General features: G+C 66.3%; 9 protein-coding genes. 6 read left to right on the top strand and 3 right to left on the bottom strand.

The window, feature by feature from the left end:
- Nucleotides 1-3 precede the first annotated feature (3 nt).
- Both GFK26_RS07300 and rsmA read left to right on the top strand, forming a co-directional pair.
- Complete coding sequence (locus GFK26_RS07300; RefSeq protein ID WP_153281413.1) at nucleotides 4-1,407, top strand: peptidylprolyl isomerase; 1,404 nt, start codon at nucleotides 4-6, stop codon at nucleotides 1,405-1,407.
- 26 nt (nucleotides 1,408-1,433) lie between these two features.
- Nucleotides 1,434-2,201: a 16S rRNA (adenine(1518)-N(6)/adenine(1519)-N(6))-dimethyltransferase RsmA gene (rsmA, locus tag GFK26_RS07305; RefSeq protein WP_153281414.1), complete on the top strand. Its 768-nt coding sequence runs from the start codon at nucleotides 1,434-1,436 to the stop codon at nucleotides 2,199-2,201.
- Between the two features lie 370 nt (nucleotides 2,202-2,571).
- On the opposite strand, the gene GFK26_RS07310 is transcribed toward rsmA, so the two are convergent.
- From GFK26_RS07310 to GFK26_RS07320, 3 genes are all read right to left on the bottom strand, one after another.
- Nucleotides 2,572-2,997 (bottom strand): barstar family protein, encoded by a 426-nt coding sequence (locus GFK26_RS07310; protein ID WP_095747788.1) that lies wholly within the window; start codon nucleotides 2,995-2,997, stop codon nucleotides 2,572-2,574.
- A 50-nt stretch (nucleotides 2,998-3,047) separates the two neighbouring features.
- Entirely contained in the window at nucleotides 3,048-3,461 is a 414-nt protein-coding gene (locus GFK26_RS07315; protein WP_153281415.1) for a ribonuclease domain-containing protein, read from the bottom strand.
- Nucleotides 3,462-3,641: 180 nt separating this feature from the next.
- Nucleotides 3,642-5,990: an NADP-dependent malic enzyme gene (locus GFK26_RS07320; protein ID WP_153281416.1), complete on the bottom strand. Its 2,349-nt coding sequence runs from the start codon at nucleotides 5,988-5,990 to the stop codon at nucleotides 3,642-3,644.
- A 176-nt stretch (nucleotides 5,991-6,166) separates the two neighbouring features.
- Between GFK26_RS07320 and GFK26_RS07325 the strand changes: the two genes are divergently transcribed.
- From GFK26_RS07325 to GFK26_RS07340, 4 genes are all read left to right on the top strand, one after another.
- A complete protein-coding gene (locus GFK26_RS07325) occupies nucleotides 6,167-7,216 on the top strand; it encodes an SPFH domain-containing protein (protein WP_153281417.1) in 1,050 nt (349 codons plus the stop codon).
- Nucleotides 7,217-7,351: 135 nt separating this feature from the next.
- Nucleotides 7,352-8,830, top strand: a complete 1,479-nt coding sequence (locus tag GFK26_RS07330) for a DUF4178 domain-containing protein (RefSeq protein ID WP_153281418.1) — start codon at nucleotides 7,352-7,354, stop codon at nucleotides 8,828-8,830.
- Between the two features lie 66 nt (nucleotides 8,831-8,896).
- Nucleotides 8,897-9,115, top strand: a complete 219-nt coding sequence (locus tag GFK26_RS07335; protein ID WP_153281419.1) for a DUF350 domain-containing protein — start codon at nucleotides 8,897-8,899, stop codon at nucleotides 9,113-9,115.
- Nucleotides 9,112-10,668 carry a polyamine aminopropyltransferase gene (locus GFK26_RS07340; RefSeq protein ID WP_416222548.1) on the top strand — a complete coding sequence of 519 codons (1,557 nt, stop codon included), beginning with the start codon at nucleotides 9,112-9,114 and terminating at the stop codon, nucleotides 10,666-10,668. The genes GFK26_RS07335 and GFK26_RS07340 overlap by 4 nt, the downstream gene beginning before the upstream one ends.
- The last annotated feature ends 6 nt before the right edge of the window (nucleotides 10,669-10,674 follow it).

Here is a 10,674-nt window from a genome sequence, read left to right on the forward strand (position 1 = left end):
GCCATGAAACACATCCGTTCCCTCCTCACCCTGGGTTGCCTTGCGGCCATCGCCGCAACGGCCGGCGCACAGGGCTTTCGTTCCGGCAGCGGCATCACGGACATCATGCGTGCCGGTCCCCGGATCGTGCCGCCGGCGGCCCGCCCTGCCGCCCCCGCGGCGGCGCCCGTGCAGCGCGCGGCCGAGTACATCGTGGCGCTGGTCAACTCCGAGCCCATCACCAACACCGAGGTGCAGTCGCGCGTCACGCGCCTGATCCGCGAGAACCCGGACGCCGAGCGCGTGCCGCGCGCAGAACTCACGCGCCTCGTGCTGGAGCGCCTGATCACCGAGCGCGCACAGCTGCAGCTCGCGAAGGAAAACGGCATCAAGGTCGATGACGTGGCGATCGACCAGGCCGAGCAGACCGTGGCCCGCCAGAACGAGATCAGCCTCACCGAGCTGCGCAGCCGCGTCGTGGCCGAGGGCATCTCGCCGCGCGAATTCCGCAACGACCTGCGCGACCAGTTGCTGCTTACGCGCCTGCGCGACCGCGAGGTCGAATCGAAGGTCAAGATCAGCGACACCGAGGCCGACGAGTACCTGCGCGACCAGCGCGAAAACGCCGTCAAGAACAGCGCCCTGCTCAACCTCAACATCGCGCAGCTGCTGGTGGCCGTGCCCGAGAACGCCACCGAGGCGCAGGTCGCGACCGCACAGAAGAAGGCCACCGACCTCGCGCAGCGCGCGCGCGGCGGCGAGGACTTCGCCAAGCTCGTGCGCGAGAACTCCGACTCGCCCGACCGTGCCAACGGCGGCGCGCTCGGCTTGCGCAGCGCCGACCGCTACCCGCCGGTGTTCGTCGAAGCCACGCAATCGACCGCGGTGAACGGCATCGCCGGGCCCGTGCGCTCGGGCGCCGGCTTCCATGTGCTCAAGGTGCTGACCAAGGCACAGGTGGGCTCGTCGGATGCCTCCATCACCCAGACCCAGGTGCGCCACATCCTGCTGCTGAACGACCCCAAGCGCACGACCGCGCAGGCGGTGGCGCAGCTGCAGGAATTCAAGCGCCGCGTGCAGTCGGGCACCGCCGACTTCGCCGGCCTGGCGCGCGACAACTCGCAGGACGCGAGCGCCAAGGAAGGCGGCGACCTCGGCTGGGCACGCCCCGGCCAGTTCGTGCCCGAGTTCGAGGAAGCCATGGACCGCCTCACGCCGGGCCAGATCAGCGACCCCGTGGTGTCGCGCTTCGGTGTCCACCTGATCCAGGTGGTCGGCCGCCGCGAAGCCAAGCTGAGCCAGTCGGAGCAGCGCGAAGCCGCACGTGCCGCCCTGCGCGAACAGCGCGTCGAAGAAGCCTTCACCACCTGGGTGCAGGAAGTGCGCGCGCGCGCCTACGTCGAGTACCGCGAGACGCCGCAGTCCTGATGGCCGCGGCAGCGTTCTAGGCCGCGATGGCACAACACATTGCAAGAAAGCGGTTCGGGCAGCACTTCTTGTCCGACGGCGGGATCATCGACGGGATCGTGCAGGCGATCGCGCCGCAGCCCGGCGATGCGATGGTCGAGATCGGGCCCGGGCTGGCGGCGCTCACGCAGCCCCTGGTCGAACGGCTCGGCCGGCTCACGGTCATCGAACTCGACCGCGACCTGGCCAAGCGGCTGCGCGAGCATCCGCAGCTCGATGTCATCGAGTCCGACGTGCTCAAGGTCGACTTTGCCGACCTCGCGGCCAAGGCCCAGCCGAAGCCGCTGCGCGTGGTCGGCAACCTGCCCTACAACATCTCCACGCCGATCCTGTTTCACCTGCTGGGCTACGCCCACCTGATCGCCGACCAGCACTTCATGCTGCAAAAGGAAGTGATCGACCGCATGGTGGCCCGGCCCGCCACGTCGGATTACAGCCGTCTGAGCGTGATGCTGCAGTGGCGCTACGACATGGAGAACGTCCTGTTCGTGCCGCCCGAGAGCTTCGATCCGCCGCCGCGCGTGGACAGCGCCGTGGTGCGGATGGTGCCGCTGGCGCAGCCGCCGGTGGTGAATGCAGCGCGGCTCGGCGAGATCGTGCAGGTGGCCTTCAGCCAGCGCCGCAAGATCCTGCGGCACACGCTGGGCAAGTGGCTCGGGGAGCACGGCTTCACGGGCGAATTCGATATCCAGCGCCGCGCCGAGGAAGTGCCGGTGGCCGAATACGTCGCACTGGCCCAGGCCGTTCCTCCATGAAAAATGCCCGTCGATGACGGGCATTTTTCTTTTCCAGGGTGCCACCGATCCGGCTTTGCCGGCCGGTAGGCGCCGCCCCCGGAAGGGGGTTGGCGCAGCGACACGAAGTGCGCGCAGCCTGGGGGCGAGCCTGCTTACGCAGCGGCCAGCCAGTACCCCGCGTTGAAGGGGCTGCTCATGCGCAACGCCAGGGGCGACACGTCGACGAGCTTGTCGGTCGGCATTTTTTCGCCGGCCGGCTCGGTGCTGGCGGCGGTGGCCGCAGCGGTTGCTGCCGTGGCGGCAGGGTTGACTTCGATGCCATCGAGGGTTTCAGCGGTGGGCTGAGCCTCGTTCGCCCGTTCTGCTTGGCTGGTGGATGCAGAACGGGCTACAGAAAAGAATAGAAGCAGCGGAACGGGACCTTGCGATCGCCCCAGTAGTCCGAAGCGTCGCGGAAGATGTCGAGCAGTTGCTCGCGCGCTTCCTTGTCGAACTTGGCGTTGGCCGGGATCTGCTCGAGCACGATGACGAAACCAGGCTGCGGGCCCGATTTATGCAACGGGTCGGTCATGCAGTCGTACAGCGCGTCGAAGTTCTTGCCGAAGTGCGCCGGGAAGGTGAACTGCTGGGCAATCAGGTCGAGCACGTCCTGCTTGGTCTGGGCGTTGCCCAGGTTGGCATACAGGAAGTGCTGGCCGGCCGCATTGGCGGCATCCTGCAGGTCGTTCACGCGGAACGCGCGGATCGATTGCACGATGTTCGGGCGTACGGCTCGAAGGGATAAGGTCATATCCGCTGGTCTTTCCATAGTCATCATCATCTCGTCGGGGCGCTTCGGGGCGCCGCTCAGGTCGTTGTCATCGCTCATGGCGCAATCCGTCTGAAACTCGCATAGTGGTCCGCCGTGTACCAGCAGGCCTCGGGTGCCGTGCGCTGCTCGCCACCGCAAACGATTCGCCGGGCACCGCGGTTGCGCGCGCCGGGCGTTGGCACCGTGTATTCGCGGTAATGCCCGCGGCGTGCCGCTGGCAGGATGCGTTCGCGATTGCCGAATACCGTGCCGTCTTTGTCGTACCGGAAGGGGCCACCGTCAAGAATGGCCTGGTAGGTTCGCTGGCCCTGGACCGGGAGATCGGTCAGTGCAATTGATTCCTCGGAGGACGTTTTTCCGGCGCCGAACCATCCGCGGGCCTCGGCCCCCGTCGTCAGAGCCACCAGCATCAAGCTGGTGAGCGCAAACTTAGTGACAGAGGACGTGATCGAGGCGTAAGCCGCCATGGGGCACCACAAGAAAAGAGCGGGGGGTTTGAACTGCGCTCAACCTCGGGGTTAACCCGCAAATTCAAGCCCGCGAGTGTGCACCACGCTGGCGAAAATAGCAAGCGACTGCCCAAAGTTTGAGCAGTCGCGAGGACGGAAAGCGACGCCTTAAGTTGGCGTCCACTCTCGTCAAATGGCCTATCTCTCGGCGTTTGCGTCGGCCACTGTCAAGGCTGTCATGTTCACAATGCGGCGAACAGTGGCGCTCGCCGTGAGAATATGCACAGGTTTGGCCGCGCCGAGCAGAACCGGGCCGATGGCGATGTTGCCGCCGGCGGCGGTCTTGAGCAAGTTGTAAGAAATGTTGGCGGCGTCGATGTTGGGGAACACCAGCAGGTTGGCGTCGCCGGCGAGCGCGCTGTGCGGCATGACGACCGCGCGCTGCTTGCTGTCCAGCGCCACGTCGCCGTGCATTTCGCCGTCCACCTCGAGCCAGGGCGCCTGCACGCGCAGCAGGTCGAGCGTGCGGCGCATCTTGATGGCGCTGGGCTCGTTGCTGGTGCCGAAGTTGGAGTGCGACAGCAGCGCGGCCTTCGGCTTGAGGCCGAAGCGCATCATCTCCTCGGCCGCCATGGTCGTGATCTCGGCCAGTTCCTCGGGCGTCGGGTCGTAGTTGACGTGCGTGTCGACCAGGAACACCTGGCGGTCGGGCAGCAGCAAGCCGTTCATGCAGGCGTACACCGGCACGTCTTGCGGGGTGCTTTCGCAGCCGCCGGGGCGCTTGCCGATCACCTGGTCGATGTAGTGCAGGTGGATCAGCGTGGTGCCCCAGGTGCCGCAGATCATGCCGTCGACCTCGCCCTTGTGCAGCAGCATCGCGCCGATCAGCGTGAGGCGGCGGCGCATCTCGATCTTGGCGGTCTGCACCGTCTGGCCCTTGCGCTCGGTCATGCGGTGGTAGGTCTGCCAGAAGTCGCGGTAGCGGTGGTCCTGCTCGACGTTGACGACGTCGTAGTCGAGCTCTTCCTTCAGGCGCAGGCCGAACTTCTCGATGCGCTGGGCGATGATGGCCGGACGGCCGATGAGTGTCGGGCGCGCCAGGCCTTCGTCGACCACGATCTGCGCGGCGCGCAGCACGCGCTCTTCTTCACCTTCGCAGTAGGCCACGCGCTTCTTCGGTGCGCGCTTGGCGGCGTCGAAGATCGGCTTCATGGTGGTGCCCGAGGCGTAGACAAAGCTCTGCAGCTTGTCGCGGTAGGCGTCCATGTCCTTGATCGGGCGCTGCGCCACGCCGCTTTCCTCGGCCGCCTTGGCCACGGCCGGCGCGATCTTCATCATCAGGCGCGGGTCGAAGGGCTTCGGGATCAGGTATTCGGGGCCGAAGCTCAGCTTTTCACCGACGTAGGCGGCGGCCACGCGTTCGCTCTGCTCGGCCTGGGCCAGCTCGGCGATGGCGTGCACCGCGGCAATCTCCATCTCGTCGGTGATGGTGGTGGCGCCCGAGTCGAGCGCGCCGCGGAAGATGTACGGGAAGCACAGGACGTTGTTGACCTGGTTCGGGTAATCGGTGCGGCCCGTGGCCATGATCACGTCGTTGCGCACCGCATGGGCGTCTTCGGGCGCGATCTCGGGGTTCGGGTTGGCCAGCGCGAAGATCACCGGCTTGGGTGCCATCTTCGCGACCATTTCAGGCTTCAGCACGCCGCCGGCCGACAGGCCGAGGAACACGTCGGCACCGGCGATCACTTCCGACAGCTTGCGCATGTCGGTCTTTTGCATGTACTGGCGCTTGTCGTCGTCCATCAGCTCTTCGCGGCCTTCGTAGACCACGCCAGCCAGGTCGGTGACGAACACGTTTTCGCGCTTCAGGCCCACCTTGAGCAGCAGGTTCAGGCAGGCCAGCGCCGCGGCGCCCGCGCCCGAGGTGACCAGCTTCACTTCGGCGATGTCCTTGCCGGCGACCTTCAGGCCGTTCAGCATGGCGGCCGCCACGGTGATGGCCGTGCCATGCTGGTCGTCGTGGAACACCGGGATCTTCATGCGCTTGCGCAGTTCGCGCTCGACGTAGAAGCAGTCCGGGGCCTTGATGTCTTCCAGGTTGATGGCGCCGAAGGTCGGCTCCAGCGACGCGATGATCTCGACCAGCTTGACCGGGTCTTTCTCGTCGATCTCGATGTCGAACACGTCGACGCCGGCGAATTTCTTGAAGAGAACGCCCTTGCCTTCCATCACCGGCTTGGAGGCCAGGGGGCCGATGTCGCCCAGGCCCAGCACGGCCGTGCCGTTGCTGATGACGCCCACGAGGTTGCCGCGCGAGGTGTACTTGAAGGCGTTGGCCGGGTCCTTGACGATTTCCTCACAGGGCGCGGCCACGCCGGGCGAGTAGGCCAGCGACAGGTCGCGCTGGTTGACCATCTGCTTGGTCGCCGCAATGGCGATCTTGCCGGGAACGGGAAACTCGTGGTACTCGAGGGCGGCACGGCGCAACAGGGCGCGCTTGTCTTCCGGGGTGGGGGTCGAAGGGGACGATGCGGTCGAATCGGACATGTGCCGTTGCTCCTGGTGGCGCTTCTTCTGGGGGCGCCGATTGTAGACCTGGGTCCATACCGCCCTGCGCCGCATGGCCGGTGGCAGGCATGACCAAAAGCACGGGGCGCCGTCAAAGCCCTGTGGCAATATGTGCGGCTGGGACACAAACCGACAACATCTCGAGAGGAACGACCATGGCCCTGATGGATTTCATCAAGAAACAGTTCATCGACATCATCCAGTGGACCGAGTCCGGCGATGGCACGCTGGCCTGGCGTTTCCCGATGGCCGAGATGGAAATCCAGAACGGCGCCTCGCTCACCGTGCGCGAATCGCAGATGGCCGTGTTCGTCAACGAAGGCCAGGTGGCCGACGTGTTCGGCCCCGGCATGTACAAGCTCACGACGCAGACGCTGCCCGTGCTCACGTACCTGAAGAACTGGGACAAGCTCTTCGAATCTCCCTTCAAGAGCGATGTCTATTTCTTCAGCACGCGCCAGCAGGTCGACCAGAAGTGGGGCACGCCCCAGCCGATCACGATCCGCGACAAGGACTTCGGCGCCGTGCGCCTGCGCGCCTTCGGCAACTACAGCTTCCGTATCGGCGATCCGAAGCTGTTCCACACCGAAATCTCCGGCACGCGCGACATCTATTCCGTGGCCGACCTCGACGGCCAGCTGCGCGGGCTGGTGCTGCAGAACATCAGCAACGCCATCGCTTCCAGCGGCCTGCCCTTCCTCGACCTGGCGGCCAACCAGATCCAGTTTGCGACCGCGCTGGCCACCCAGCTCGTGCCCGAGTTCGAGAAGATCGGCATCAAGCTCGAGAACATCACGGTCCAGAACGTCTCGCTGCCCGAAGAGCTGCAGAAGATCCTCGATCAGAAGATCGGCATGGGCATGGTCGGCAACGACATGGGCAAGTTCATGCAGTACCAGACGGCGCAGGCCATTCCCAAGTTCGCCGAAGGCGCGGCCGGTGGCGGCGGCATCGCGGGCGACGCAATGGGCCTGGGTGCCGGCGTGGCGCTCGGCCAGGTGCTGGCGCAGAACCTCGCACAGGGCCTGAGCCCGAACGCAGCGGCCCAGGCCGCGGCCACGACGCAGCAGCCGGCCGTGGCCGTGGTGAGCGCCGCCGACGTGATGACCACGCTCGAGAGGCTCGGCGAGCTCAAGACCAAGGGCATCCTCACGCAGGAAGAGTTCGACGCCAAGAAGGCCGAACTGCTCAAGAAGCTGGTCTGACCCCAGGCTTCGCGCGTTTCGTGTCGCTCTTCCCCGCTCCTTGCAGGGGGCGATGCCTGCGGGCCGGCGTAGCCGGTGCCGCGGTGGTGTCTCCCGCCTCGTTCGTTGTTGCCGTCGTGTCTTCTGCTGTGTGCCATGGCTGAGGAAACCGGCTCCCAACGCTACTACCGCGCGCCCTGCCCCGGCTGCGGCGCGCCGGTCGAATTCCGCTCGGCGCAATCGACGCACGCGGTCTGTCCTTACTGCCAGAGCACCGTCGTGCGCCAGGGCGACACGCTCGCGCGCACCGGCAAGATGGCCGAGCTGTTCGACGACTTCAGCCCGCTGCAGTTGTTCGCCGCCGGCCGCATCCAGGACAAGCCCTTCACGCTGATCGGCCGGCTGCAGTACACCTATCCCGGTGGCCGCTGGACCGAGTGGATCGCTGCACTCGACGGTGACCGCACCGGCGTGCTCAGCGAGGACAACGGCGCCTACGTTTTTGCGCTGCCCTTCGACCTGCAACGCGCCGCGCCGCCGCCGGCCGACCTGCGCGTGGGTGCCACCACCGCCTTCGCCGGCCAGAGCTACACCGTCGCTTCCAACGAGCAGGTGGCGCTGACCTCTGCGCAGGGCGAACTGCCGCACCTGCCCGAGCTCGGCAAGCCGTTCGCGATGGTCGAGCTGCGCAACGACAAGGGGCTGGTGCTCAGCATCGACTACGGAACCGCCAAGCCCACCGCGTACCTCGGCCGCTCGGTGCAGCTCGACGACCTGCAACTCACGGGCCTGCGCGACGAATCCGCGAAGGACGAAAAGGGCCGCAGCTTCAACTGCCCCAACTGCGGCTCGCCCGTCACGGTCAACCTGGCCGACAGCAAGAGCATCACCTGTGGCTCGTGCAACAGCATCATCGACCTGTCGCAGGGCATCGGCGGCGAGCTGAAGCACGCCGAGCAGAACGAGCCGGTGCGTCCGCTCATCGCGCTGGGCAGCATGGGCCAGCTGCAGGGCGCGCAGTGGCAGGTGGTGGGCTTCCAGCACCGCATGGGCCAGGAGCCCGGTGACGACGAGCAGTTCGGCTGGGACGAGTACCTGCTCTACAACAAGAAGCGCGGCTTCAGCTTCCTGGTCGATGCCGAAGACGGCTGGAGCATGGTCAAGCCGACCACCGGCGCGCCCGTGATGGCCGAGAACGGCGCCACCGCCACCTACCTCAACAAGCGCTACCAGCAGCAGTACGCCTACAACGCCGAGACCACCTACGTGGCCGGCGAGTTCTACTGGCAGGTCGAGCGCGGGCAGAAAACCTTCAACCGCGACTTTGCGAGCGGCGGCGCGCTGCTCTCGATGGAGCGCTCGGCCAACGAGCTGACCTGGTCCTCGGGCAGCAAGATCGACAGCGGCGCCGTGGCGACGGCCTTCAAGCTCGACGCCAAGAAAGACCTGTTCTCGCGGGGCGACGCGCTGCCCGTGAGCGCCGCGTCCGGCATGGGCTGCGGCACGATCATCCTCGTCATCGTGGTCATCATCTTCGTGCTGATCATGATGAGCAACTGCAGCGGTTCCTCGAGCGGCTACCGCAGCTCGGGCGGTTCGTACGGCGGCTATTCGAGCGGCGGTGGCCACAAATGACGAAGATCGCGCGCAGGCGTTGCGCTCTCATCACTTCTCTCTTTATTGCTACGACTGGAGGTCCCCATGGGAATTGAATGGCTGAAACCGGGCGTGGTCCTCGGATCGCTCGTGTATGCGCTGATCGGCGTGGCGGTCTTCTGGATCTGCTTTTTGATCATCGACAAGATCACCCCCTATGACCTGTGGGGCGAGATCGTCGAGAAGCAGAACATGGCGCTGGCCTTGGTCGTGGCCGCCATGAGCCTCGGCATCAGCGTCATCGTGGCTGCTGCAATCCATTGAGCGACGCGGCCCTGCCCGCGCGCACCCCGGAGGCGCGGGGGCCGCAACCCGTCGAGATCGCGCTGCTTGCCAGCGTGTTCGTGGTCGCCGCGTGCGGCCTGGTCTATGAACTGAGCGCGGCCGCGCTGAGCTCCTACCTGCTCGGCGACTCGGTGCTGCAGTTCAGCACCATCATCGGCACCTACCTGTTCGCCATGGGCGTGGGCTCGTGGCTCTCGCGCTACTTCGAGCGGCAGCTGCCGGCGCACTTCCTTCGCATCGAACTGCTCGTGGCGCTGATCGGCGGCGCGCTGCCGGCCATTCTGTTCCTGGCCAACGCCTACGTGCCGGGCGCGTTCCGTCTGCTGCTGTACGGCCTCGTGGTGGTGGTGGGCACGCTGGTGGGGCTCGAGATTCCGCTGGTGATGCGCATCCTCAAGCGCAACATCGTGCTCAAGGACCTCGTGTCGCAGGTGCTGACCTTCGACTACCTGGGCGCGCTCGCCGTATCGGTCGCGTTCCCGCTCATCCTTGTGCCGCAGCTCGGCATGATCCGCACCGGCCTGCTGTTCGGCGTGATGAACGCTGCGGTGGCCGTGTGGGCGCTGTGGCTGTTCCGCCATGAGCTGCGCCGCGCCGGCGCGCATGCGATGGCGTGCTTCCTGACGCTGGCCGCGCTCATCGGCGCCTTCTGGGGCGCCGACCACATCACCACGCTGGCGGAAGACAAGTTCTACCAGGACCACATCGTCTTCAGCGCCAGCTCGCCCTACCAGCGCATCGTGGTCACGCGCGGCGCGCTGGGCCACCGGCTGTTCCTCAACGGCAACCTGCAGTTCGCCGAGCGCGACGAGTACCGTTACCACGAGGCCTTGGTGCATCCCGCCATGGCCGCGCACGGCGCGCCGAAGAAGGTCGCCGTGCTCGGCGGCGGCGACGGCATGGCGGTGCGCGAAGTTCTCAAATACCCCTCGGTCGAGTCGGTCACGCTGGTCGAGCTCGATCCGAACATGACGCAGCTCTTCACCACGCACGAGACGCTGGCCGCGCTCAACGGGCACGCGCTCTCGTCGCCGAAGGTGAAGGTGGTCAACACCGACGCGTTCCAATGGCTGCAGCAGGACGGAGACACGTTCGATGTGATCGTGGTCGACTTTCCGGACCCGACCAACTTCGCGATCGGCAAGCTCTACACCAACAGCTTCTACGCGCTGCTCGACCGGCGCCTGTCGGCCAGCGGCTACGCCGTGATCCAGACCACCTCGCCGCTGGTGGCGCGCAAGAGCTACTGGACCGTGGCGACCACCATCGAGTCGGTCGGCCTGAAGGCCACGCCGTACCACGCGCACGTGCCGAGCTTCGGCGAATGGGGCTACATCATCGCGAGCCGCCGGCCCTACCGGCTGCCCGATGCGCTGCCGGGCGGCATGCGCTTTCTCACGCCGGCGACGCTGCCGCTGATGTTCGACTTTCCGCTCGACATGGCACGCGTGCCGACCGAAGTGAACCGCCTGTCGAACCAGACCCTCGTCACCACTTACGAACAGGAGTGGGGCAAGGTCATGGCGCACTAGCCGCGG

It is taken from the genome of Variovorax paradoxus (genome assembly GCF_009498455.1).
GTDB lineage: Bacteria > Pseudomonadota > Gammaproteobacteria > Burkholderiales > Burkholderiaceae_C > Variovorax > Variovorax paradoxus_H.

Excerpts from the sequence above, each read along its gene's own strand:
- GFK26_RS07325 (WP_153281417.1), top strand. The coding sequence starts at position 6,167 with ATGGCCCTGATGGATTTCATCAAGAAACAGTTCATCGACATCATCCAG.
- GFK26_RS07320 (WP_153281416.1), bottom strand. The coding sequence starts at position 5,990 with ATGTCCGATTCGACCGCATCGTCCCCTTCGACCCCCACCCCGGAAGAC.
- GFK26_RS07315 (WP_153281415.1), bottom strand. The coding sequence starts at position 3,461 with ATGGCGGCTTACGCCTCGATCACGTCCTCTGTCACTAAGTTTGCGCTC.
- GFK26_RS07330 (WP_153281418.1), top strand. The coding sequence starts at position 7,352 with ATGGCTGAGGAAACCGGCTCCCAACGCTACTACCGCGCGCCCTGCCCC.
- GFK26_RS07310 (WP_095747788.1), bottom strand. The coding sequence starts at position 2,997 with ATGACTATGGAAAGACCAGCGGATATGACCTTATCCCTTCGAGCCGTA.
- GFK26_RS07335 (WP_153281419.1), top strand. The coding sequence starts at position 8,897 with ATGGGAATTGAATGGCTGAAACCGGGCGTGGTCCTCGGATCGCTCGTG.
- rsmA (WP_153281414.1), top strand. The coding sequence starts at position 1,434 with ATGGCACAACACATTGCAAGAAAGCGGTTCGGGCAGCACTTCTTGTCC.
- GFK26_RS07300 (WP_153281413.1), top strand. The coding sequence starts at position 4 with ATGAAACACATCCGTTCCCTCCTCACCCTGGGTTGCCTTGCGGCCATC.